This window comes from Paenibacillus sp. FSL R5-0701 (assembly GCF_037973995.1).
Taxonomy (GTDB): Bacteria; Bacillota; Bacilli; order Paenibacillales; family Paenibacillaceae; genus Paenibacillus.
Genome location: NZ_CP150230.1, coordinates 3,229,696 through 3,253,024, shown reverse-complemented (window position 1 = coordinate 3,253,024; position 23,329 = coordinate 3,229,696). Strand labels below are relative to the sequence as shown.

Here is a 23,329-nt window from a genome sequence, read left to right as displayed (position 1 = left end):
GCAAATAACTCCTCGTCTTTATATTATGCATTAATGGCTACTCTCCTTTCTTTTTAAGTATTTAAAATTTCTATAGAATGAAAAAAAACTCCTCAACTCAGGTTGAGGAGCCGAACAGAATCACGTTCCACGCATTGGATGTCCAGTGTATATAACGTCTCTACGATCTCTCCATTCAGCAGTTGAAAGAGAACATGACCTGCAAGCTGGCCTGCATCCCTCTTCGGCTGACGAAATGTGGTTAGAGGTGGATTCATGTACTGAGATGCAGGTATATTGTCAAAACCAATTACGGATAACTGCTCAGGTATTGAGATATCATGCTCCCTGAAGGCTTCCAAGCCGCCGATCGCCATTTCATCATTGGCAAAAAATACAGCGGATGGCAACTCTCCTTCAAGCAGTTTCTTGGCTGCATTGTAGCCATCTTGCTTCATGTATTGTCCGCCAATTTTCCATTCGGGGTTCTCTTCAATGCCTGCCTCCTTCAAGGCTTTCAAATAACCTCGATAACGATGGAGATTACATTCCGATTGTGACGGGCCACTAATATAAGCTATTGTCTGATGCCCTTTATCGATCAGATAACGGGTAGCCAGGTAACCGCCTTGCGTATCACTCATCAAAACCTTTACAATATGTTGAGCATCCAGATCCCGATCCATGACAACAATCGGAAACCCTGCTTCAGATGCTTCAATCAGCAATTGATCTTGAATATTCTGAGCGATAACAATAGCTCCGTCAATTCTTCTTTCACGAATGTAACGATGGGCTGTCGACTTCTCTCCACCCAACGAACTACATACGATCATATCGTATCCATGACTCATGACGACGGTTTCTATTCCGTTCACCAAATCCGAGAAATACGGGCTGGACATGTCATGGACAATAATACCAATGGTTTGTGTACTATTTCGTTTTAATTCCGATGCAGGACCATGCCTAACGTAATTGAGTTGGCTCGCTGCCTCAAGTACTCGGAGTCTTGTCGGCTCACTTACATTCCCTTTATCGTTGAGTACGCAAGATACGGTCGAACTGGCTACACCAGCCATCTTGGCTACATCTTTAATCGTTGTCATCATATATACTCCTCAAAGACAGTTTCATCTGTTTAGTCCATTATGGCGTAACACAGCAATACACATGGATAGTTCACTAGCATTTTAACACGTCAGTTCGGTCATGTCTCTTAGCAAAACATCAACTACGAAAAAACATATTAAAGAAACCGAGGTGCTTCATGAGATTTAGTGAATATGTAATAGGTCAGCGCTACGAAACCACATCCTTGGCATTATCCAAGCGTGATATTATTGAGTTTGCCACAATCTATGATCCACAGTACATGCATTTGGATGAGGAAAAGGCCAAGCAAGGCCGCTTCGGCAGTTTAATTGCTTCTGGCATGCAAACGATGAATATCTCCTTTAAATTATGGATTGAGGTCGGGGTCTATGGAGAGCATGTCGTGGCGGGCACCGGAATGAATAACATTCAATTCCTGAAACCGGTCTTTCCGGATGATGAACTTCATGTCATTGCAGAAGTTATTGGACTGTCTCCCAGACGCAAAGGAAATGGAATTGTTACGGTGCTGCTGAGTACTTTCAATCAGAAAAATCAAAAGGTATTTCAGGCAGAATTAAGTGCATTAATCGATAATTAAGACTGAGAAAAAGCCCAAAAAGCCGCCAATTGGCGGCTTTTCGTAGATATATCACATTGAAGCATTTTTAAGCGTTATACCCTTTCAATACCTGCCCCAAAATCTCTACACCCTTGACAATCTGTTCGTCTGACGGGGTTGAGAAATTAAGTCTGATGGCATTACAAGGGTCTTGTTCGTTCACCAGGAATGCATTTCCCGGTACAACCGCAACCCCTTGAGCTGCCGCTGTCTTGGCATAATCAAGCATTGGCACATGTGCTGGCAGATCACACCAGAGGAACAGTCCACCATCCGGTTGGGTATAGGTAATGGACTCACCCATATGCTCTTGCAGCATGTCCATCATCAATGTTGCTTTTCTCCGATATACCTCACGAATGCTGTTAATGTGCCCCGCGTAGTCATACTCTGTCATGAACTTGTATGCCAGGATCTGTGGAAGCATGGCCGTATGTACGTCTTCTCCCTGTTTGGCAACAACCATCTTCTCCACGACTTCATGTGGCGCTTGTACAAAACCAACACGCAGTCCCGCCGACAGAATTTTGGAGAATGATCCAACATAGATGACCAGACCTTCATCATCCATAGACTTGATGGTCGGTACATCCTCTCCATTAAATCGAAGTTCTCCGTACGGGTTATCTTCCAGAATCATCACGCCATACTTCTTCGCCAGTTCGTATATGGCTTTACGTTTCTCCAGGCTCGTCGTCACACCGGTCGGATTCTGGAAGCTTGGGATCACGTAGATCAGTTTTACATTGGGCTCTGTTTGCAGTGCCTGTTCCAGCTTCTCGATATCCATACCGTCCATCTCCATCGGAACACCCGCAAGCTTCGCACCGGATGCCCGGAAGGAGTTCAAAGAACCGATGAAGCTTGGGCTCTCACAGATAATCGTGTCACCCTCATTACAGAACACTTTACACGCAAGTTCAATGCCCTGCTGTGCTCCAGATACGATGAACAATTGATCGGATGCCTTCCCCGTATCAAATCCTGTCTTCAAATGTTGAGTCAATGCTTCCCTGAGGGGAACATATCCTTCCGTAATCCCATATTGCAGAGCTGTGACCGGGTCATGCTCCAGAATGGATTGAGTGAATGTGCGAATCGCCTCAATAGGAAAGGTTTCCGGAGCAGGATTTCCCGCAGAGAATGGAATCACATTTTGTCCCGAAGAAGCCTTCAGAATTTCACGAATAATGGATGGTTGCAGTGCTGCGATACGATTGGAAAATGAATAGTTCATCTTAAATAGTGCCTCCCGACATTTCATCTGAATTAACTCTCTATCATTACATTAGATTCTATTATACGAGCATTTCCCGAATTTCCAAACTGTCTCCACAAAATTAATGTTTGTACACCAAAAAAGAGGCCGCCGTCAGCAACCTCTTTCGCATAAGTATTGAGCAAACTTTCAGCCTATTAGCGCGCTGCGTTCATCTCAGATAACCGTGTGGCCTTCACAACATAAGCGGCTAGACCGGGGATCATCCGGGCCAGACCAGGATAGAATTTATTGGTTTTGGCAAAAGCCAGCTTTTGAATTCTTCTTGCGCGTCTGAGCAATTGAGTGAATTCACGGCTTGCTTCCAGCGTGTAATTACTCTGCCAATCGGCATGTTCAATGTCGCCTTGCAGGTACTTGTCAGTCCACCTTGCACACAGGAGTGAAGAGCGAAGGGCAATGGACATTCCGTCTCCACATAAGGGCGGTATCATCAGCATGGCATCCCCAATATGCGGATATTGGGACCACGGTTCTGGAACATTGGACAGATGCAGCGGTGCAATCGACACTTGCGTTCCATCTACAGGCTTTCCTTCGGCTAAACGGGCTGCCAAACTCACGTTTGTCAGGGATGCCGCCTGTAAAATATCGTTTACAGACTTGCCACTTCCCTGAACGGTATCCAGTGTCAACAATGCGGCGACATTCACAATGCCATCCTCAATCGGAGAAATGCCCACGTAACCACCCTCGCAAAAATATAACTCTACCCGTGCGGGAATCTCTATCCCGCTGAAGTGAGACTTGACGCCAACGTATATGGTTTGGTCCCGCAGATCAGGTGCAGAAGCCATCCCGCGCGGCTTTTTGGTCCCATGTGCTCCGATAACGGCTTTGGCTCTGTAGCTGATCCGCTCATCTCCCTGTTTCACTTGAACCTCATAAGTGGCATCCTCAAGCTGCTCGATGCTCGTTATGGTCGCTTTGGTCACAATCTGGGCTCCGGCCTTCAGCGCCTTCTGATGCAAAATCTGGTCCAGCTCATATCGGCTAATGCCATATGCAAATCCCGGCAGCGGTGCTTCGATCACTCCGCCTTGTGGCATAACGATTTTGGCATGATCCATGGTGCTGGGTTTCTTCGCCTGGTCCAGAAGGTGAATATCCAGAACTTCTAACATCTCCTTGGTTTCGGGTGACATGAACTCACCGCAGGTTTTGTGCCGCGGGAACTCCTGGCGATCCAGCAAAAGCGTCCGATGTCCTTTCCCTGCCAGTTGCATTGCACATGTACTGCCGGCAATTCCGGCTCCGATGACAATCACATCTATCGATTTCGACACGTAAGATCACCTGCCTTTCGTGGGAATAACAACAGAGTAACGGAATAATGGCTTCCATTCATAGGTCATCGTATCATGATTTAGCCGTTGTTTAAGTTCCTTCCAATCCCTCCCTGTAAAACCTTTGGCTACGGAAAGAGGCCCATCATGACGAATGTACCGATTGCGCGAAATCATTCGTGTTGTAATCCAGACCGCCTTATAGGATACGGGATGGCGGTGAATATCATTAATAACGACACCGTATCTGGATGCTCTCAGCATATGAGAAACCATATCAACCAGTTGATCTCCGTCAAAATGATGTACAAACTGGGAACCTGTCACGATATCTGCTGAAGCATCCGGCAGTTGTGTAAGATCGGCACGTTGTACCCGGACTCGGGGTTCGTGACGGAATAGTTGTCTCGCTTCCTCACACGCCTCTTCCGTCAGATCAACCAGTGTAATCTCCAGCTGAACACCCTGACGATCCGCCCATTGCAATAGTTTCTGGTTCACATCTCCTGAACCTGCGCCCACATCCAGCAGGGTCAGCTTATTCGGCTTACCGACGGAGTTCCATAACTTCTCTACACCAGCCAGAGTTGGGCCAGGTGCTGCAAATATTTTGTTAAGACGTCTCAGATGTCTAAGCGCTTCACGCAGCTCCTCCCCTCCCAGAGAAAAGTCATCCATCAGTTCATCTTCCTTGGCTCGAATGGACAATGTTCTAAAAAAGGACATGATCGTGCTCCTCCATCACTGAAGATAATGAGGGGACATAAGTGAATTTCATCAACTCTGCGGTGAGTCCCGGTCCAAATGCCATGGCTACACCATCCGTAGAGGATTGACCCTGTGCCTTCATGTCCTCACGCATCGCGTTCAGTACAAACAGAATGGTATTGGAGGATAAGTTACCAAACATTCTGAGGACATCCCTGCTATACTTCGTTTGCTCGTCTCGCAGCTTCATTACATTCTGCACAGAGTCCACAATCCCACGTCCTCCCGGATGAATGGCCCACAGTTCAGGCAGCTGTTCACTTTGCAATAAAAGACGTAGTTCCTCTTCCAAATGAACACCTAACAGCTTCGGAATACGTGGGGATAGATACAGGTCATACCCCAGATTCCCCACCTCCCAGGTCATATCTTCAGTCGAATCCGGAAGAAGCACAGAATAACCCGTGCCCAGACTCAGAACATTCTTGTGCTGAGGTTCTGGTGTACCCACTACACAGGAAGAAGCAGCGTCTCCGAAGAATGAAGCTGCAAACAGCGCTTCCCGATCTTGTACGGGCTGAAAATGAATGGTGCACAATTCTACACAGACCACAAGGACCTGTGATCCGGGAGCACCCTGCACGACATCTCGTGCCATCTGAATGGCTTTCAACCCTGCGGCACACCCCTGAAAGATCAGCGGCAGTCGATTAACTCGGGCAGACAAACCCAAATGACGGATGAGCATAACATCAAGACCCGGAAGATATTGACCGGTGCAGCTGACCGTGATGATATGCGTGATGCTCTTAGGAGATACGCCTGAATCCTTCAGGGCTTTCTCAGCAGCCTCAATCCCGAGCGGAAGCGCCTCTCGCTTGTATGTATTCATTCGTTCTTCGGTTGTCGGGATGTCTGATCGCTCACCAGAGGGCAGATAACGGCATTCTTCCAGTGAACCCAGATAGCTCGGTTCCACAGTATATCGTGTTTCAACACCACAGGACTTGAATATTCGTCTGGAAAAACGGGCCAAATCTGGCCGATCCTGAAGAGAAGAAGCGATTAATTCTGCAATATCTGACTGTGCTACAGGGTGAGCAGGTAGAGCCGTTCCCATGCCAAGAATCGCGATATCGGATGGACTGTTATATTGGTTCATAATAAACCTCCTGGTATTGGTCATTATTTCCTCTAATTTAACAACTCTTACCCTTAACGATATCGTTATAATCTCAATAAGGCTCCTAATCTAGTTTATTAACACATCCGCAAGCTCAGAAGCTTGGTTTCACCAAGCCATTGAAGCAATCACACTAATGAACGAAAAAAGCCGCCTTTAGGCGACTTCAAGATAACCAGATTCCTTCTAAGTGTCATTCTGATGCAAGTTATTTGGAAAATGCTTCTCTGATCTTGTCACTCATTCGGTACCAGGCATCCTCAGCCATCTGGAGATCCCCAGAATGCGTAAATCCATGAGCAGCTCCCTCGTACTCCTTAAGAGTCACCTTCACACCGCTTGCTTCCAGCCTTGCTGCATATGTTCTTGCTTCTTGGGCTAGTGAATCTTTCTCCGCGGTAATAATCAATGCTTCTGGAAGTCCCTCTAATGATGTTGCAAACACAGGTGAAGCCAGCGGGTCTTGCGCATCTTCTGACGTTCCAAGGTACATGGCATTGAACGTTCTGGCGATATCGGCTGGAATGGCTTCTTCAAAACCCGGTTTCTCGGCCGGATCTGTAGCCACATCCAACACGGCATAATCGATAACCTGTAGTACAATAGGTAGCTCGCTTCCACGTTGCTGGTTCAATAAACATACTGCTGCAGCAAGATTACCACCAGCACTATGCCCCCCGATAGCGAATAGAGACGGGTTAACCGATAAGGATTGCGGATTGGCGTGGACCCACTGTACAACGTCGTAACATTCATGGACCGCCGTTGGGAACTTGTGCTCTGGTGCAAGACTGTAATCGATATTAACGACCACACAATCAGCACGGTCAGCGATCAGACGACACCATGGGTCATCCATCTCTGCTTGTCCCAAGATGAAACCACCCCCATGCATATTAAAGAAGACCGGCAGAGGCGCGGAATGATCCCTATCCGGTGTATACACAAGTACACGTGTATCCCCTTTAGTTGTAGGAATCATGACTTCTTTTACTGTGACCGCATACGTGGAACTGGGTTGAAGAGCTGCACCTGTACCGACGACATTTTGACGCATACGTTGTACCATTGCCAATTGTTGTTGTTGATCCATAGATATCACTCCTTTAGTGGATTGCCAATAATGCTTCAATGTTAACATTCAGTGCCAGGAGATCGGTTTGGATCCGTGCTTGTTTCCCTTTTTTTGTGGAACATCATCCAGACCCCCATCAAACAAAATAAAACGCTGCACCCCATGCCAAACAAGCTACTGGTTTTTAATGCAAGAGGTGAGCCTTGCATGGTAAGTAATGTCGCTTGGGTCACCACGATGGATACCATCGCATCGGTGAAGTTAATCATTTTCAATGTAGATATGATCGGGTTATGGAGATGACGGTTAGCCCAGGTACCATACACGGCAAAAACCAACTTGGTAAAAGCAACTGTAGAAACGATATACACGATAATACCCTCATATATGAAAGCATCGCCGATTAGATACATTCGCAGGCAGACCATCGAATAGGACGCACCCAGTAAACACAGGAACAGACCCCCGCGCTTATATACCGAAAGCTCCAATCTGTATCTTTCTTCGGGAGAGTCCATTCTCTTGGTAACTGTATATTTATGGAGCACTTGGCCTTTCGCCACACACAGAATCAGATAATATACAGCATTTGTAATGAACCATCCCGAAAGCAGATATATGCCCAGGATTAACTTGCCTATCCCTGTTACAGCATTGATAACAAGGGAAGCCACATTATACAAGGCCGTTCGATCTTGTTTATTTCCAAGGTAATGGAACCAAATGGACTTCAAATATGTCTTCATTTTCATAGGATATTCATTCTGTTAGTGAAGCAGACCATTAGCCTTTTACCTACCTCATTTATTTCTTCTTATCTCTTACCGTTCAGAGAATCCCGAATCCTTTTCGGAAGGGATTGGACAACCCTATCATAGGAGTGATCAATCATGACGTAGACATCTTCATCGGACAATGAACCATCCAGCGTAATGGTATTCCAGTGTTTTTTGTTCATATGATATCCTGGTCGAACCGCTTCATGCTGCTCTCTCAGGTTCTCTGCAATTATAGGATCACATTTTAAGTTTAATAGACCATTTTCTTCTTTGTCTTCGAAAAGTAATGCAAATATTTTCCCTCCGACCTTAATGGTTACAGGATCAGGACCAAATGGATAATCCTTGGTCGCACCTTTTTTCTTCAAACTGTATTCAATTATCGTATCCTTCAAGTCAGTACCTCCCTTTCACCAGTGAACGATATAATGATACCGAATGTAAGTTCGTATGTAAATAAGGTTGTTACACATAAAAGCGCATAATAAAACCTCCTCCATATGAATGGAGAAGGTTTTGTCTGGATTTATTTAGATCTTAATTGGCTCTATCATTTCTAGTTTTGCTGCTGCGGCTGAATGAGCCATGGTTTGATTTACTGCTACTGCTGTTGGATCTACTACTATTGGGTCTACCGTCGTTTGAACGACTGCTGTTTGATTTACCACTCTTGGCAAACCATTCGGATTTTGGCTTGCGTGCCGGGTTAGCTTTGGACTTCGCCGGTTTGCCTGCAGCCGATTTGTTGAACGAAGGTTTACTGCCTGATGCTTTGCTGGTTTTATCAAACACAGGTACACCTGTCATTGGATACGGATGACCTTTCACTTCAGGAATCGTCTTTTTGATTACTTTCTCGATATCCTTCAGGAATGGAAGTTCGTCCTTCTCGCAGAACGAGATGGCCATCCCGCTTTTGCCTGCCCGCCCTGTACGGCCAATACGGTGAACATACGTTTCCGGAATGTTAGGCAGGTTAAAGTTAATGACATGTGACAGTTCCTCCACGTCAATTCCTCTTGCCGCGATATCTGTCGCAACTAATACACGTGTTGCACCACTCTTAAAGTTGTTCAGTGCCCGTTGTCTCTCGTTCTGAGACTTGTTGCCATGAATAGCCTGTGCCGTAACATTAACTTTGGCCAAATCACGTGTAACCCGGTCAGCGCCGCGCTTCGTGCGTGTGAACACCAATGCCGTGACGATGGATTTATCCTCCAAAATTTGGTTCAACATCTGTTGCTTCTTGCCGTTCTCCAGCAAATATATAGACTGCTCAATGCGGTCTACTGTGGAAGATACCGGTGTGATTTCTACTTTGACTGGATCAACCAGCAGGGTTTTAACCATTTTGGTGATTTCAGGAGGCATCGTAGCTGAGAAGAACAGCGTCTGCTTTTTGTTCGGCATTTTGGCAATGATTCTTTTCACATCATGAATGAAGCCCATGTCCAACATCCGGTCTGCTTCATCCAGAACCAGAATTTCAACCATCTTCAGATCAATCCGTTTCTGGTTAATCAGATCGTTCAATCTGCCAGGCGTTGCGATAATAATATCTGCACCTTGATTCAGCGCACGCTCTTGTACTTTTTGCGAAACGCCGCCAACGATTGCCGTACAACGAATGTCCGTATACCGGCTATATACCTTGATGTTATCCGCGATCTGAATAGCCAGTTCTCGTGTTGGTGTCAAAATTAATGAGCGAATATGTCGTGCGGACTTTGATCCTTGTCCTTTGGATCTTTCGCTTAATAATTGAATGATCGGCACCGAAAATGCTGCTGTCTTGCCTGTTCCTGTCTGTGCACATCCCAGCAGATCTCTGCCAGCTAATACAGCTGGTATGGCCTGTTCCTGTATAGGGGTAGGATTAGTATAGTTTGCTTTGCTTAACCCTTCCATAATAGAGGGGATAATATTCAAGTCCTTAAATGTCATGTTGTCTCCTTCATTTACGCACATCTATCAATAAGACGCATCTTTTATTTCACACGTAACGTATAAGGATACCATTAAAAACGTAATCTGTACATTATCTTTTTAATATCACTTTGTTTAACTGACCAATTTAAGGCCGACTGCCGATCCGAGCACCATAGCGATAAACAGAATTCTTAGGGCATTTCGAGGTTCTCCGTAAAACACCATGCCCAGAATGGCACCACCGGAGGCTCCGATTCCCGTCCACACGGCATATGCTGTTCCCATCGGAAGAGTTTCCATCGCAATGGACAGGAACAGGAAGCTTAAACCAAACCCGGCTACCAATAGAACCAGTGAAATGAGACTACGGTCTTTGTGCAACTTGTTTATCATCAGCACTCCGATCATCTCAAATATACCTGCCAAGATAAGAAATACCCAGTTCATTATAGCTGCACCTCCTTATTCTTCTCTTTGCTCAGCATTTTAAGACCAATTACGCCGAGTAAAAGTACACCAATGAGCACCATTTTTCCGGTTTGAACAGTCGCATTAAACAAAATAATCTCTGCAAGTACCGTGCCTGCGGTACCCAGGCCAACGAATACTGCATATACGGTTCCCACAGGCAGTGTCCGCGAAGCTGCAATCATCAAGGAGAAACTAATGATAATTGCAACCAACGTAAACCCCCATTCCAGCAGACCACTGGCATGTTTCAATCCAATGACCCAACCCACTTCAAACAACGCAGCAATCACAACCGACATCCACGTTTTATTCATTCCTATAACTCCCTTTCTCTAATTCATTTTTTACACCTAGTATGGGTACATTAGCGTAAAAACAAAAAAAGCCCGGGAAACAAACTGCATGTAGCAGTTCATCTCCCAGGCTTTTATCCCTCCGTGGCACAACCAACAGGTTGCGGGTTTTCTCTCGGACCAGACCGACACATCCATCGCGGAACCCTAGAAAACCTGTTTTTATTCTAATGTGTCTCCAATTATACACACTTCCACTATCTTGGCAACCCCTTATATGTGATCATGCCATTTATTTGATAATCAAACCCATTAATCCTACAAATGTGGCGGCTTGATGTGGTGAAATCACACAACCGTTGAGATCTTCCATGGTCAGCACCAAGGAGTCAAATTCGCAATCGCTAAGGTCCAAATCCTTCATTTTGGTCCCCGTTAAGGAAGCTTGGTCGATGTTACATTGACTGAACTCCATTTTTTGCAGCGCCAGATAGGCAAAATCCGCACCAATCAAGGTACTTTCCGAGAAGGAGACCTGTTTCAGATGGGCAAAACGGAAATTGCTGTAGTCGCCTAGACCATGAAAGAAACTGACATTTTGCAATCGGCTATTGGAAAAATCAGTTCCGACAAACTTGCAATTATGCCATTCGATCCGATGCATGAAGGCACCAGAGAGATTGACATTGGAGAAGTCGCAGTGTTCGAACCGTACATCGGTGAATTCAAATTGTTCCAAGGCAGACTCCGAGATTGTCACATGTCTAAATACAACATTTTCAAAGGAAACCTTACTCGCTTCCTGTTGATCCAATGTAATGTTCTCGATCAGTTTGTGTTTGTACTCTACTTTGGATTCCAGGAATGCTATCGTTTCCGGTTCGAGCAACTGCTCCTGAATCTTGGGTTTGTCCATTTTCATCCCGTATTCCCCTATTCTTTAATAGCTACGACTCGCAGTCGGCTTCTGTCCAGATACCACTGTCCATCCCGCATCAGTAGTGGCTGTATCCTTTTCTCAACAGCATCCATAATAACATCCTGATCCGCAGGTGTGATACCACTGAATAAATACTCCGCGAAACTGGTCAACCACTTTCTGGCACCTGGCTTGAACGGGGTAAATTGATCAACGTGCTGGGCCAGACTAACTCGAAATCCGTGTTGCTCCAGAAGATTAGCATATTCAACAATGGTCGGGTGATACCATGGATTCCGTCCTTCCCATTTGTATCCACGGGCATCCAGTTCTTCCTGTACCGCTGTAATTAATATAGCCGTGTTACCATTTGCAGCAAACTCAGCCACGAATCGCCCGCCCGTCTTAAGCGCTAACTGTATTGATTGTGCTACAGCTGGAGCATCCTTTATCCAATGCAGAACGGCATGAGAGAAGACAGCATCAAACGGTTCTTCTGTCCGATAATGACAAGCATTTGCTACTTTAATATTCATATCAGGGTATTTCTGTTTAGCTTGCCTAATCGTCTCTTCTGAAAAATCTATGCCTGTTGGCAGCGCTCCTGCGGCTGCAATTTTGGCTGTCAGATCCCCATTGCCACAACCTACATCAAGGATTCGTTCACCTTGGGATGGCTGGAGCAAGGATAAGATAGGTGTTTCCTGTAACGTAGCGAAAGGAGCGGAATGACCACTCCACGATTCGTTCGTTTGGCCGGATGAATGTCCGTTATTCATAGATTATAATCTCCTTCTCAATTAAGGATCTAATGTATCTATAATAACTTTAATATAAAGGAACTGTCAATTCACTCATCAAATCACCATAAAAAAAGCCGCCAAATGGCGACTTTAGCATTAAGAATTCGGATCAACTGAGATTTCGTGTTAGCCCACATATTCCATATTTCACACTCTCCTTGAATTTGTTCTGTAAACTGAAGTTCACTCGAAATCTTCGGTAACTAGCTCTAACCAGCATGTGAAGTATATCTCTCGATGTACGGAATTTTCTTCATACTTAATTTGTGATTCGAGCCTGTCAATCAAAATTTGCCTCACATGGTTTGATAACCACTTCTTCACCTTGTTCACCCAACTTTTCAAATAAACTTTAATCGCTTGGCTCTGTTAACATACTCTTAGTATGCCGAGTCATGGGCTGCAAGCGGTATATCAATCGTCTTAATTGATTGCCTGATCCTCTCAGGCCTCCTTTTGATTCTGTACGGTAAGCTTTATAATGTATGTAGGTTAAATCTGTGAGGAGGATACGTATGACCGAAGAATTATTTCAACCAAAACAGGAATTAAGTGACCTGATCGAACGCCATTCCCACCATAACGGTGCAATGGAAACAGCGATTCCTTCCTTGTTTGTCTATCACCATTCCAAGATTAGTGAGCCGGCATACAGAGTATATAAACCTTCATTTTGTGTGATTGTTCAAGGGTTGAAAGAAGTATTGCTCGCACAGGAGCGTTATGAATATGGACCTTCCAACTACCTGATTGCTTCCATGAATCTCCCGGTCATCGGGCAGATTATCAAGGCATCCACCGATGCACCCTACTTAAGTCTCAAGCTCGAATTTACACCGAACCAAATTCTCGAAGTACTTAACGAATGCAACATCAAGGTAACATTCAACGAAAACGCCAGACGAGCTATGTTTGTAGGTCAGATGGAATCGTCCATTCAGGACGCTGTACTCCGACTTGTTCGATTGCTGGATACGCCGGGAGAGATTCCGTTTCTGGCTCCGTTGTACGTTAAAGAAATCCTGTTCCGCCTCCTTCAAGGGCCTTACGGAGGAGAACTGGCGCAGATTGCGGTTGAAGGTAGCAGCACTTATCGGATCAGAGAAGCGATTGAGTACATCGTTCATCATTGGGAACAGCCATTTCGCATTGAAGATCTGGCTGAGACCGCCAGCATGAGCGTCTCTTCATTCCATCGTCACTTCAAAGAGATCACAGCCATGAGTCCATTACGATTCCAGAAACAATTAAGGTTACAGGAAGCCCGCCGACTTCTGATGGCCGAATCTGCAGATGCGGCAGATGTAGCATTCCGGGTTGGATACGAGAGTGCTTCTCAGTTTAGCAGGGAATATGCACGCATGTTCGGTGCGCCGCCAAGAGCCGATATCCGACGGCTGAAAGAGAAATATGACATGGCCTTGAGTGAGTAACCGAGTATGCACTCCCTATCTCACAACTATCACACAAAAGGCAAACCAAAAAAGGACAACCACAATAGGTTGTCCTTCAAGATTAGACCAATGCTTCGACCCGTTCTGGCACGTGGATCTCTTCGTGCAATAATTGAGTGATATCACGAGTCAGTGCATCCACATTCTCTTGACGAGTTGCCCAGCTGGTGCAGAACCGCACCGCACTGTGTGTATCGTCAACCTTTTCCCAGAAGGAGAAGGTATAACCACTGCGTAATTTCTCAAGCAAACGATCAGGCAGAATCGGAAACTGCTGGTTGGTTGGTGAATCGTACAGGAAGTGTACCCCCTGCTGTTCGAGTGAGTCATGAATTCTCAAGGCCATATCTACGGCATGGCGAGAAATATTGAGGTACAGACCATCTTCGAACAATGTTTCGAATTGGATTCCCAGCAATCTGCCTTTGGCAAGCAGGCCACCTTTTTGTTTGATCATATAACGAAAATCCGGTTTCAGTGCATCATTCAGGATAACAACCGCCTCTCCCATCAATGCGCCAATCTTGGTTCCCCCGATGTAAAACACATCGCACAAGCGTGCAAGTTCAGCAAGTGTCATATCGCAATCGCGTGAAGCGAGTGCATATCCAAGACGTGCTCCATCCACGAAAAACGGAAGACCACATGCTCTGCTCACTGTATGCAATGCTTGCAGCTCTGCCTTGTCGTACATCGTTCCATTCTCCGTTGGTTGGGATATGTAGACCATTCCTGGTTGAACACAGTGTTCCGGTGACGAGTCATTCATATGTGCATCATAGACTGCTCTAACCTGCTCTGGCGTGATCTTTCCGTCCTCGCTTGGAACTGTGAGCACCTTATGTCCCGTAGCTTCAATAGCTCCGGTTTCATGAACCGCAATATGTCCTGAGCTCGCTGCAATTACACCTTGATATGGACGCAAAATAGATGCAATCACCGTTGTATTTGTCTGTGTACCGCCAACCAAGAAATGAATATCAGCTTGCTCATTGTCACATGCCTGACGAATAAGCATTCTCGCCCGTTCACAATGCTCATCCGTGCCATACCCGCTCGTCTGTTCCATATTGGTTTGCATCAGTCTTTGTAAAATTCGTTCATGCGCACCTTCGTTATAATCACATTCAAATCGTATCATCGTGTTGTCTCTCCTGCCTTCTTGTTCAACTTCTCTTGTATGTTCATCATGGAGGTGTACACCTCTTGAATCTCTTCTTCATTCAATTCTTGCATCAGCTTCAGGATCTGTTGATCGGATCGATCATTCAATTGGGCATACAGCTCCTCACCCTTGGCTGTCAGACGAATCAGACTGACCCGGCTGTCGGCAGCAAAATTCACTTTCACCAGCAGTCCTTCCTTGGACAGCTTGTTCACGATTCGGCTCATGTAACTGCGATCAATGGTCAGTGTATCTACCAGATTGTTCGCGATGCTCTCTCCCCGAATTCCAATCTCAATAATGACCCGTACTTCCGCAAACGAGTACCCTGTTCCAAGAATATGCTTATCGAGTACACCAAGAATATTGGTATAAAAACGGTTAAAACGTCGCATGTCAGCCAAGATATCTGGATTTATGTACTGAGAGTTGATGTCAAACCCTCCTTTTTAGTGGACATTGTCAACATTATAATAGTCACGTTAGTGGACGTTGTCAACATTATATTTTGCATAGCATTTTATAACTTCATTTTTAATATCTAATCAATAAAAAAAGCCGCGCATATGCGCGGCAAGGTTGTTCTGTCATCGGAGTGTACAGTGTAAACATTCTATACTTCAATTTATATGGATTAAGAGTGACTATATTGCACCTGATGAAGACGGCTGTATATTCCTCCAGCAGCGACCAATTCCTCATGGTTGCCCTGCTCAGCGATACCATCTGTGTTCACTACGATAATTCGATCTGCATTCTTGATAGTTGTCAGTCTGTGTGCAATCACAAGTGTTGTTCTGCCCACCGACAATTCAGCGAGTGATTGCTGGATCAGTGCTTCCGTTTCCGTGTCCAGCGCAGAGGTTGCCTCATCCAGAATAAGAATGGGCGGGTTTTTCAAAAACATACGTGCGATGGACAAACGCTGTTTTTGTCCTCCGGACAGCTTGACTCCACGCTCCCCAATGACTGTATCCATACCGTCTGGCAACGTAAGAATTAATTCCTCCAACGAGGCACGACGGGCGGCATCCCAGATTTGTTCATCCGTTGCACTCAGATCACCATAAGCAATATTCTCCTTAATGGTACCCGAGAACAAAAATACATCCTGTTGAACGATTCCAATATGCTTGCGCAAGGATTGAAGCTTAACGTTACGAATGTCGACGCCATCCACAGTGATACGTCCCTCTTCAACCTCATAGAATCGGGGCAGCAGACTGCAGATTGTCGTCTTGCCTGCACCCGAAGGACCCACAAAAGCAACGGTTTCCCCTGGTCGAACAGATAGACTGATATCACTCAGAATACGCCGACTGGATTCATATCCGAACGAGACGTTCTCGAAGCGAATATCACCCTTCACACTTTCGAATTCAACGGCGTTTTTGCTATCCGCAATTTCTGGTTCTGTATCAATGATCTCCAGATAACGCTTGAAACCAGCGATGCCCTTTGGATAACTTTCTATGACGGCATTGATTTTCTCGATCGGGCGGAAGAAGATATTGGACAGAAGCAGGAAAGCCATAAAGTCACCCATATTGATTCTGCCATCGATATAAAACCAAGCCCCGCTGATCATGACAAACACAGTAACCAGTCGCATCATCATATAACTGACCGAGATACTTTTTGCCATCGTTTTGTAGGCAAGCAGTTTGGTTTTACGGAAATTCTGATTGTCCACTGCAAAAAGTTCTTTCTCATGTTCTTCGTTGGCGAACGATTGCACAACACGCATACCGCCGACGTTATCTTCAATACGCGCATTGAAATTGCCGACGTCTCCGAAAAGTCGCCGATACGTCTTTGTCATGCGGCCACCAAATACGATAATGACCCAAGCCATAATTGGGATAATGATAAAGGTAAGCAGCGCTAGCTCAAGATTAATGTTAGCCATCAGCCAGAACGATCCGATTAATGTCATTACTGCGATGAATACATCTTCAGGTCCATGGTGAGCAACCTCGCCGATATCATTCAGATCATTCGTAAGATGACCAATTAAGTGGCCTGTTTTACGATTATCAAAGAAACGGAAGGACAGCTTCTGCAAGTGAGCGAACATCTTCTCACGCATGTTGGTCTCAATGTTAATGCCCAGCATATGTCCCCAATATGTAACTACATAGTTCAATACGGTATTAAGTGCATAGATGGATAACAGCACGACGCAGGCAAGCATAATGAGAGGCCAATCCTGACCTGGCAACAATTCATTAATGAATTTGCTGACGGCAAGGGGGAAAGCCAACTCCAGAAGACCTGCGAGTACAGCGCATCCAAAATCAATCAAAAACAGTTTTTTATAAGGACGATAATACGAAAAAAAACGACGAATCATACTTATTCACTCTCACTCTCCAGATCCTTATTGGGGTTTACATCTTCATTTTGCAGCTCGAAAAGATGGATATACTCGTCGATGACCTGATCAATAGCTTTTAACTCCCCACTGATCACCGGGCGAATATGTTCATACTCCTCCTGTCCAAGTTGTCGGACAAGCGTTGTTCTCCGATTCTGCATTTGTTCCAGAAATACAAGAATTCGGCCGCGACGGAATGTCTGCGCACCACGGCCCCGTTTTCCCTCATGTTCACCATGACCTCTTCCACGTCTGGAACGTTCACCACGTTGCTCATTGTCACTCATATCGCGTCTCGGACGCTCACCTTGACGTACACTTCCATCCATCTCTTCGATAGGACGATCTCTCATTTGTGCCACCCCCATTACGTGTATACATATGTATACAACGTGTTCATGTATACGATTGTATACGCGACAAAAAGAAGTGTCAACCTAAATTTTCCAATAGATAACGAAGTATGTATATTCACCATCTCCCTAACAGAAAAAAGCCGCGATTTCGCGACTTCTTTTGTTGGCGACACTATTTTATCTCACTCATAAACTTTCTATATTCTTGAACCATTTCTTTGGATCGGGTGTGATGCAAATAATGTTCTCCATCAAATGTCATCACTTTTCCATGCACAGAATCTTTGACTTGCTCTTCATGCAAGGGTATCCAGCCTTCTGTTTCCGTATCATTCGCTTGTAAGAAGAAAATCACAGGAAGATCTTTGGGGAAGGACAGGTTCTCAGCTGCTTTGAAATTAGGACCAAAGTTTTCACCTTCATTCAGGTTGTTCGGATTAAACGTATTTTTGAGTGAAAGTATTCGAATTTGCTCTCTGGTCTCATCATCAACATCAGGTGCAATCAGTTGATCAGGGGCCAGTTTCATTAACAATCGGTAGAATCCTGATTTTTTAAGCAGTTTGTACGTTTCAGTTGGGAATGGATCATCGTTACCTCCCTGCGTTGGGACACTGCTCTCGATGCCGACAAAGGAAGTTACTTCGTTTGGATATTTGTTCACATAATCCAGTCCGTATATCCCTGAAATGGAGTGAGCCATGAGCGTGTAACGTTGAATACCAAGTTGCTGTAACGCTTCATGAATTTCACTAACCATATTTTCCGTGGTACGCTCTTTTTCAGTAATGTCACTTAATCCATAACCGAAAGGCTCAATGACAACAACTTTGTAAAATGGAGATAGCTCATCGATCACAGGTTTGAAATCAAGGGCTGGGGCAGGTGTTCCGTATCCAGGAAGCAATACGACCGTTTCTTTGCCTTCTCCTTGAATCAACACATTCATGTTTTTCCCGTCAACTGCTACAAACTGACCATAGGGTTTTATTTTCCCTTCTTCCGATTTGTTGCTAAATACATTAACAATAAAAACAGTGGCAATAAAAAATGCAAAAGCGATAACGATGGCTCCGAATATTTTGAGCAAAATGATTAATATTTTTTTCATCATGATGGTTCTCTCCTGTTGAGTTCGTTTGGTGTTCAGCCGTTTGGAAATCCATTCATTTTACTTTTTTAATGAAATTTCAAATGAAGAACCAACCTCACCTGCAAATACAATACGGCCGTTTTCTGGTAAAACAACATCATTCTTACCGCTGACCACGCTGTGATTAATACAAATTCCAGTCTGATCATAGACAGCAAAGGCTCCATTTGCAGGCAACTTCACTGTCATGACTTTTCCTTTCGCAGTCGCTGGTACCGAAAACCATTTGGCATATCCATCTGCTTGAATGGTTGTTGCGGATTGTTTACCCGAATAGATTGGTTTTACCAGTTCCTCACTGGCGTATACATAACCTAAGGCTGTAAGATACTCTCCACCGTTCTTTTTAGAGAATCGAATGTCCATCGTATCACGTCCGGCAGTACCCGGAATCTGCAAAAGATTGGCTGCTTCGTTTGCTCCAATAATCTTATGATTGGACATATACCCTGGATTCTCTTGATTCATATGAATAGGCAGGATCGATGAAGCATTGAGATAAACCATGGATGTGTATTTCTCATTCACCAGATAATATTTTTTACCATCGCGCTTTGACCATGCGGCATTAATCTCCTTGGATAATTTATTGCCTTCAAGCTTCTCCCCGTTATATTCTGAGAAAGCCAGCTGTCCGAGTCCTGGAACGGATATATAAGATCGTGACCACAAGTAGGTTTTCCCATTTTTCTCCACAACGAATTTCAACTTGTCTGTACCTTCGTTATTAACAAAAGTACCATCTGCTGTATATGTGTATTCTTGAGCCGGATTACTCGGAGCTGTAAGTGAAGATACAGTCATTTGTCCAGCCTTATTTATTTTGATCTTCATAACTGAATTATTGCCACCATATATACCTGCAAACTTGGAGACTTCCTTAGGCATATTGGCCTTCACGGGTACGCCGAATGATTTTTCTGGCTTCCGTTCTGTAATGATGTCCTTTTCCTCAAGTGCGCTGAGTAATAATTCATTCGCAATGAAATTATTGGTTAAGCTTGACCCGCCTGAAGAGATAACGGCTGCAGCCATATTGTATTCCGGAAGTACCACCAGTGAAGACTGATAAGATAACGTATCTCCACCTTTCATAACGGCCTTAATGCCGTATTCGTTGAATGGGAACAAGTTCACACTATCCCACCCCAACCCGTAAGACATCAGCGTATCGCTATCCTCTGGCCACATGCCTCTTTTATACTCTTCTTGCGCCATAGCTTCTACAGACTTACTGGAAAGAATACCATCAACTTCTCCCGTGAATATTCTTGAAAATTTGACCAGATCTTCAGCGGTGGAATACAGACCTCCAGTACCGATGATATTATAATTCTCTTTTGGAAGTGGTCCCTCATAAAAAGGGGAATAGATTGCCGCCATGTCTGACGGATTAACCACATCCTGTGGTGATTTGGTATGTTTCATATCCAAAGGCTCCGTGAAATACTTGTGTATAAATGCGGTATAACCGATGCCGCTCACTCTTTCGACCAGAATCTCGGCTAACGTAAAGCCATCGTTGCTGTAGACGGAGTATGCGCCGGGATCTGCTTTCAGGTTTTGATTCGCCAATTGCTCCAGAAACGTATCATGTGAATACGTGTCATTATCTCCGTACAATGTGGCATTGCTGGTTGAGGTGCCCAGAAGACCGGAGGAATGATTCAGCAACATACGGGGTGTGATCTGTTTGTATCGGGTATCTTTCATTGTAAAGTCAGGCATATAGTTCACAACAGGCGCATCCAAATCAATCTTGCCTTCGTCAACCAGCTTCATTACAGCGGCTGTAAGCATCATTTTACTGGTTGAACCAATGCCATAGACAGTGTTCGAAGTAAGAGGTACCTTGTCGTTTATATCGTTCTTGCCCGTTTGACCGGACACCACAATCTCTCCACCATCGATGAGCGCATATTGCAGACTCGTCGTACCATATGTCTCGGTCAGTAATTTGGCTTTTTCGATCACGGCTTTCTTTGTTGTCTCATACGTAAGGTTGCTGTTGTTCATGACAGCCGGTGTCGCCATTGCAGATAGCGGGGCTAACATCGTTAACACTAGGGTTAAAGCTGCAATTGATGTTCGTTTTTTGATTGCTCTCTTGACCGCGTTCATTTTCTCTTGTTGTATCATCTGCATCTTCTCCTGTCAGTATCTCTTTATTAGAGTATCTTGCTTTGGCGCTAAAATAAGCTTAACCCATGTAAATGGACTGCTCGTGACGTCTATATGAACCGATTATGAACAGGCAAAATAATTTTAGTACATGATGATTTACAATTTAGTGCGTACCGGAAAACTTGTTTAAATGGAGATAATGCTTAGATTAGCGGCGGCGTTTTCACTCCAATAAATATGATTGACACAAAAAAGAGGCGGAATTATAATGGTCACAGCAACTATAATCATGACGGTTATTTAGGAGGAAAACCTTGGAATTAGAAAAATATATCGGTGTTAATGTACAGCGCGCGGCACTTAAACTGAATAATTACTATCAAAAGGTAGTCACTCCGTTTGACATCACAGTGGATCAGTGGGAAATCCTGGTCGTACTATGGGAACAAGAAGGGATTACTCAAAAGGACCTTGCCGAGAGACTGCACAAGGACCAGACCAATGTTGCACGAATGCTGTTTAAGCTTGAAAAGAAGGAATTTATTTATCGTGTGATTCATGAGACGGATAGAAGATCTTTACGTGTTTATTTAACTCCTAAAGGACGAGATATGAAAGATGAAATTCTTGCTCCTTCCATGGACGCATATAATAAAACGATCCAGGGATTATCCAAGGAGGAGGTTGAGATGTTTAGAAGGATTCTTACTGTAATGTATAACAACGTAAAAGATCTATAGTCCACAGATGAGTCCTCTCCACTTTAAAGGGGGGGATAACTTTTTGGACATATAGTTGCTGCAGCAACTATGGTTGGGACTATTAAAATTTATTCTAAAAGGAGATTTTTAAAATGGATATAACACCAAAAGAAGCAGGTGTTTTCGACGCCAAGTACAGAGCATTGACCATAGGGATTATTCTTGCTGTCACTACCGTCGCATTTGAAGGTTTAGCAGTTGTTACGATTGCCCCAAGCCTGGCTCAAAAATTGAATGGGCTCCACTTGTACGGTTGGATATTCAGCTCTTTTCTTTTGGCACAAATCCTTGGAACCATGATCATTGGGGCGCGGATCAACAAAAACGGCGTATTCGCATCGTTTGGCATATCGATACTTTTTTTTGTGATCGGCATTGTGATTGCGGCTACTTCCGTGAATATGATTACCCTAATTATAGGAAGAGTGTTTCAAGGTTTTGGTGGAGGCGGGATCATTACGTGTGTGTATTACAGCATTACTTTAGGTTATCCCGATAAGCTGAGAACAAAAATACTTGCTTTGTTTTCCGGCGCATATATTATACCTGCACTAATTGGCCCTTATATTGCTGGCCTTATAGCGGAGCATATATCTTGGAGAGTTGTTTTTTGGCTTGTGCTTCCCTTCATTGGTTTGGCTGTCATGCTGACTCTTCCTGCTTTCCGAAAATTTACAGTTAGAAGGAATACCCCTTCCAAGAATAACCGAAAAGAAGGTTATGCAGTACTACTGACCATTGGAACGGGAATGTTGCTTGCTGGGCTAGGATTTATATCGGATTGGAGAGGAATTGTACTTTCGGTAGCAGGATTGCTTATCATGATTCAGCCTTTGCGAAAGCTGCTGCCTGAGGGAACTTTAAGTGCCAGAAGAGGTTTACCGGCCACGATTGCTTCAAGAGGATTCTTTGTTGCTAGTTATAATGCGACCGAGAGCTATGTTGTCCTGGCTTTGACAGATGTGAAAAAGCTTCCAGCAGATATGGCGGGATTAATTGTAGCTGCGGGTGCATTAAGCTGGTCAGCGGCAGCCTGGCTTCAGTCAAAGTTCGATGCTAAAGACCATGGGATGGGCCGAAAGAAACGGGTAACCATTGGTATAGGATTTATGATCATTGGAGTTGCTACGGTCATTCTTGCTGTTGGCCTCCCTGAAGGCGGGATCATATTTGCAGTAATTTCACAGCTTTTCACTGGATTTGGCATCGGTTTGGCACATCCCACGACCGGGGCGATTGCATTACAGCACACGAAAACGGGTGAAGAAGGAGAGATATCTGCCAGCCTTCAGTTTACAGATGCATTTAGTCCGGGGGTAAGCATTGGAATCGGCGGAGCGCTCATTGCCGTTAGTCATTCACTAAATTGGGGATTGTTGACCGGGATTATATTAGCTTTGTCTCTTCAATTGCTTTTCGTTCTCTTGAGCTTTACAATTTCCTTTCGGATCAAGCAGGCAAAAGCCTCGGAGGGGAATTAATTCCATCCTGAATTCCAAAATTTGAATACGCTCTGCA

The 23,329-nt window shown here is 44.6% G+C and carries 23 protein-coding genes and 1 riboswitch; of the genes, 4 read left to right on the top strand and 19 right to left on the bottom strand.

The genetic code is table 11. The annotated features are described in order from the left end of the window. Positions 1-92: 92 nt before the first annotated feature. Positions 93-1,088 carry a LacI family DNA-binding transcriptional regulator gene (locus tag MKZ13_RS14435; RefSeq protein WP_339184901.1) on the bottom strand — a complete coding sequence of 332 codons (996 nt, stop codon included), beginning with the start codon at positions 1,086-1,088 and terminating at the stop codon, positions 93-95. A gap of 161 nt (positions 1,089-1,249) precedes the next feature. Here MKZ13_RS14435 and MKZ13_RS14430 point away from each other — a divergent pair, with 161 nt between their 5' ends. Further along, on the top strand, positions 1,250-1,675 hold the full coding sequence (locus MKZ13_RS14430) for a MaoC family dehydratase (protein ID WP_339184899.1): 426 nt from the start codon (positions 1,250-1,252) through the stop codon (positions 1,673-1,675). 67 nt (positions 1,676-1,742) lie between these two features. Here the strand turns inward: MKZ13_RS14430 and MKZ13_RS14425 are convergent, their stop codons facing one another. The 12 genes from MKZ13_RS14425 to MKZ13_RS14370 all read right to left on the bottom strand — a co-directional run bounded on the left by MKZ13_RS14425 (position 1,743) and on the right by MKZ13_RS14370 (position 12,397). After that, complete coding sequence (locus tag MKZ13_RS14425; RefSeq protein ID WP_221819436.1) at positions 1,743-2,933, bottom strand: PLP-dependent aminotransferase family protein; 1,191 nt, start codon at positions 2,931-2,933, stop codon at positions 1,743-1,745. Positions 2,934-3,112: 179 nt separating this feature from the next. Then, positions 3,113-4,261 (bottom strand): FAD-dependent oxidoreductase, encoded by a 1,149-nt coding sequence (locus MKZ13_RS14420; protein WP_339184896.1) that lies wholly within the window; start codon positions 4,259-4,261, stop codon positions 3,113-3,115. Between the two features lie 6 nt (positions 4,262-4,267). Beyond that, positions 4,268-4,987 (bottom strand): methyltransferase domain-containing protein, encoded by a 720-nt coding sequence (locus MKZ13_RS14415; protein WP_339184894.1) that lies wholly within the window; start codon positions 4,985-4,987, stop codon positions 4,268-4,270. Beyond that, positions 4,974-6,131 carry a type III polyketide synthase gene (locus MKZ13_RS14410; RefSeq protein ID WP_339184892.1) on the bottom strand — a complete coding sequence of 386 codons (1,158 nt, stop codon included), beginning with the start codon at positions 6,129-6,131 and terminating at the stop codon, positions 4,974-4,976. The genes MKZ13_RS14415 and MKZ13_RS14410 overlap by 14 nt, the downstream gene beginning before the upstream one ends. A 229-nt stretch (positions 6,132-6,360) precedes the next feature. Further along, positions 6,361-7,245, bottom strand: coding sequence for an alpha/beta hydrolase (locus MKZ13_RS14405; RefSeq protein WP_339184890.1), 885 nt, complete (start codon positions 7,243-7,245; stop codon positions 6,361-6,363). 41 nt (positions 7,246-7,286) lie between these two features. After that, the gene (locus tag MKZ13_RS14400) at positions 7,287-7,979 is read right to left on the bottom strand and encodes a hypothetical protein (RefSeq protein WP_339184888.1); all 693 of its coding nucleotides are present in this window, start codon (positions 7,977-7,979) and stop codon (positions 7,287-7,289) included. Positions 7,980-8,041: 62 nt separating this feature from the next. Beyond that, positions 8,042-8,401, bottom strand: coding sequence for an MmcQ/YjbR family DNA-binding protein (locus MKZ13_RS14395; protein WP_237175496.1), 360 nt, complete (start codon positions 8,399-8,401; stop codon positions 8,042-8,044). A 142-nt stretch (positions 8,402-8,543) separates the two neighbouring features. Then, on the bottom strand, positions 8,544-9,950 hold the full coding sequence (locus tag MKZ13_RS14390) for a DEAD/DEAH box helicase (protein WP_339184885.1): 1,407 nt from the start codon (positions 9,948-9,950) through the stop codon (positions 8,544-8,546). Positions 9,951-10,067: 117 nt separating this feature from the next. Then, the gene (locus MKZ13_RS14385; RefSeq protein WP_339184883.1) at positions 10,068-10,382 is read right to left on the bottom strand and encodes a multidrug efflux SMR transporter; all 315 of its coding nucleotides are present in this window, start codon (positions 10,380-10,382) and stop codon (positions 10,068-10,070) included. After that, entirely contained in the window at positions 10,382-10,720 is a 339-nt protein-coding gene (locus MKZ13_RS14380) for a multidrug efflux SMR transporter (RefSeq protein WP_339184881.1), read from the bottom strand. Before MKZ13_RS14380 ends, MKZ13_RS14385 begins: the two co-directional genes overlap by 1 nt. A gap of 100 nt (positions 10,721-10,820) precedes the next feature. Further along, positions 10,821-10,921, bottom strand: a riboswitch (guanidine-I (ykkC/yxkD leader). A 70-nt stretch (positions 10,922-10,991) separates the two neighbouring features. Beyond that, positions 10,992-11,621: a pentapeptide repeat-containing protein gene (locus MKZ13_RS14375; protein ID WP_339184879.1), complete on the bottom strand. Its 630-nt coding sequence runs from the start codon at positions 11,619-11,621 to the stop codon at positions 10,992-10,994. Positions 11,622-11,632: 11 nt separating this feature from the next. Continuing rightward, positions 11,633-12,397: a methyltransferase domain-containing protein gene (locus MKZ13_RS14370; RefSeq protein WP_339184877.1), complete on the bottom strand. Its 765-nt coding sequence runs from the start codon at positions 12,395-12,397 to the stop codon at positions 11,633-11,635. A gap of 539 nt (positions 12,398-12,936) precedes the next feature. Here MKZ13_RS14370 and MKZ13_RS14365 point away from each other — a divergent pair. Continuing rightward, positions 12,937-13,854 carry an AraC family transcriptional regulator gene (locus MKZ13_RS14365; protein WP_339184875.1) on the top strand — a complete coding sequence of 306 codons (918 nt, stop codon included), beginning with the start codon at positions 12,937-12,939 and terminating at the stop codon, positions 13,852-13,854. Between the two features lie 82 nt (positions 13,855-13,936). On the opposite strand, the gene MKZ13_RS14360 is transcribed toward MKZ13_RS14365, so the two are convergent. The 6 genes from MKZ13_RS14360 to MKZ13_RS14335 form a co-directional block, all read right to left on the bottom strand. Then, the gene (locus tag MKZ13_RS14360; RefSeq protein WP_339184873.1) at positions 13,937-15,016 is read right to left on the bottom strand and encodes a low specificity L-threonine aldolase; all 1,080 of its coding nucleotides are present in this window, start codon (positions 15,014-15,016) and stop codon (positions 13,937-13,939) included. Beyond that, positions 15,013-15,435: a MarR family winged helix-turn-helix transcriptional regulator gene (locus tag MKZ13_RS14355; protein ID WP_339185396.1), complete on the bottom strand. Its 423-nt coding sequence runs from the start codon at positions 15,433-15,435 to the stop codon at positions 15,013-15,015. Before MKZ13_RS14355 ends, MKZ13_RS14360 begins: the two co-directional genes overlap by 4 nt. A gap of 239 nt (positions 15,436-15,674) precedes the next feature. Next, positions 15,675-17,393, bottom strand: a complete 1,719-nt coding sequence (locus MKZ13_RS14350; RefSeq protein WP_036670808.1) for an ABC transporter ATP-binding protein — start codon at positions 17,391-17,393, stop codon at positions 15,675-15,677. Between the two features lie 2 nt (positions 17,394-17,395). After that, complete coding sequence (locus MKZ13_RS14345) at positions 17,396-17,770, bottom strand: hypothetical protein (RefSeq protein ID WP_235200730.1); 375 nt, start codon at positions 17,768-17,770, stop codon at positions 17,396-17,398. Between the two features lie 175 nt (positions 17,771-17,945). Beyond that, positions 17,946-18,887: an alpha/beta hydrolase gene (locus MKZ13_RS14340; protein WP_339184871.1), complete on the bottom strand. Its 942-nt coding sequence runs from the start codon at positions 18,885-18,887 to the stop codon at positions 17,946-17,948. Between the two features lie 57 nt (positions 18,888-18,944). Beyond that, positions 18,945-21,065 (bottom strand): serine hydrolase domain-containing protein, encoded by a 2,121-nt coding sequence (locus MKZ13_RS14335; protein WP_339184869.1) that lies wholly within the window; start codon positions 21,063-21,065, stop codon positions 18,945-18,947. Positions 21,066-21,364: 299 nt separating this feature from the next. Here MKZ13_RS14335 and MKZ13_RS14330 point away from each other — a divergent pair, with 299 nt between their 5' ends. Beyond that, positions 21,365-21,790, top strand: coding sequence for a MarR family transcriptional regulator (locus MKZ13_RS14330; RefSeq protein ID WP_221819454.1), 426 nt, complete (start codon positions 21,365-21,367; stop codon positions 21,788-21,790). A 113-nt stretch (positions 21,791-21,903) separates the two neighbouring features. Next, a complete protein-coding gene (locus MKZ13_RS14325) occupies positions 21,904-23,292 on the top strand; it encodes an MFS transporter (protein WP_221819627.1) in 1,389 nt (462 codons plus the stop codon). Positions 23,293-23,329: the final 37 nt, after the last annotated feature.

What these genes read in the sequence shown, in the direction of transcription:
- MKZ13_RS14415 (WP_339184894.1), bottom strand. Translation starts at nt 4,987, where the DNA reads ATGTCCTTTTTTAGAACATTGTCCATTCGAGCCAAGGAAGATGAACTG.
- MKZ13_RS14405 (WP_339184890.1), bottom strand. Translation starts at nt 7,245, where the DNA reads ATGGATCAACAACAACAATTGGCAATGGTACAACGTATGCGTCAAAAT.
- MKZ13_RS14385 (WP_339184883.1), bottom strand. Translation starts at nt 10,382, where the DNA reads ATGAACTGGGTATTTCTTATCTTGGCAGGTATATTTGAGATGATCGGA.
- MKZ13_RS14410 (WP_339184892.1), bottom strand. Translation starts at nt 6,131, where the DNA reads ATGAACCAATATAACAGTCCATCCGATATCGCGATTCTTGGCATGGGA.
- MKZ13_RS14375 (WP_339184879.1), bottom strand. Translation starts at nt 11,621, where the DNA reads ATGAAAATGGACAAACCCAAGATTCAGGAGCAGTTGCTCGAACCGGAA.
- MKZ13_RS14390 (WP_339184885.1), bottom strand. Translation starts at nt 9,950, where the DNA reads ATGACATTTAAGGACTTGAATATTATCCCCTCTATTATGGAAGGGTTA.
- MKZ13_RS14435 (WP_339184901.1), bottom strand. Translation starts at nt 1,088, where the DNA reads ATGACAACGATTAAAGATGTAGCCAAGATGGCTGGTGTAGCCAGTTCG.
- MKZ13_RS14360 (WP_339184873.1), bottom strand. Translation starts at nt 15,016, where the DNA reads ATGATACGATTTGAATGTGATTATAACGAAGGTGCGCATGAACGAATT.
- MKZ13_RS14400 (WP_339184888.1), bottom strand. Translation starts at nt 7,979, where the DNA reads ATGAAAATGAAGACATATTTGAAGTCCATTTGGTTCCATTACCTTGGA.
- MKZ13_RS14370 (WP_339184877.1), bottom strand. Translation starts at nt 12,397, where the DNA reads ATGAATAACGGACATTCATCCGGCCAAACGAACGAATCGTGGAGTGGT.
- MKZ13_RS14380 (WP_339184881.1), bottom strand. Translation starts at nt 10,720, where the DNA reads ATGAATAAAACGTGGATGTCGGTTGTGATTGCTGCGTTGTTTGAAGTG.
- MKZ13_RS14355 (WP_339185396.1), bottom strand. Translation starts at nt 15,435, where the DNA reads ATGCGACGTTTTAACCGTTTTTATACCAATATTCTTGGTGTACTCGAT.
- MKZ13_RS14335 (WP_339184869.1), bottom strand. Translation starts at nt 21,065, where the DNA reads ATGATACAACAAGAGAAAATGAACGCGGTCAAGAGAGCAATCAAAAAA.
- MKZ13_RS14425 (WP_221819436.1), bottom strand. Translation starts at nt 2,933, where the DNA reads ATGAACTATTCATTTTCCAATCGTATCGCAGCACTGCAACCATCCATT.
- MKZ13_RS14430 (WP_339184899.1), top strand. Translation starts at nt 1,250, where the DNA reads ATGAGATTTAGTGAATATGTAATAGGTCAGCGCTACGAAACCACATCC.
- MKZ13_RS14350 (WP_036670808.1), bottom strand. Translation starts at nt 17,393, where the DNA reads ATGATTCGTCGTTTTTTTTCGTATTATCGTCCTTATAAAAAACTGTTT.
- MKZ13_RS14365 (WP_339184875.1), top strand. Translation starts at nt 12,937, where the DNA reads ATGACCGAAGAATTATTTCAACCAAAACAGGAATTAAGTGACCTGATC.
- MKZ13_RS14325 (WP_221819627.1), top strand. Translation starts at nt 21,904, where the DNA reads ATGGATATAACACCAAAAGAAGCAGGTGTTTTCGACGCCAAGTACAGA.
- MKZ13_RS14340 (WP_339184871.1), bottom strand. Translation starts at nt 18,887, where the DNA reads ATGATGAAAAAAATATTAATCATTTTGCTCAAAATATTCGGAGCCATC.
- MKZ13_RS14345 (WP_235200730.1), bottom strand. Translation starts at nt 17,770, where the DNA reads ATGAGAGATCGTCCTATCGAAGAGATGGATGGAAGTGTACGTCAAGGT.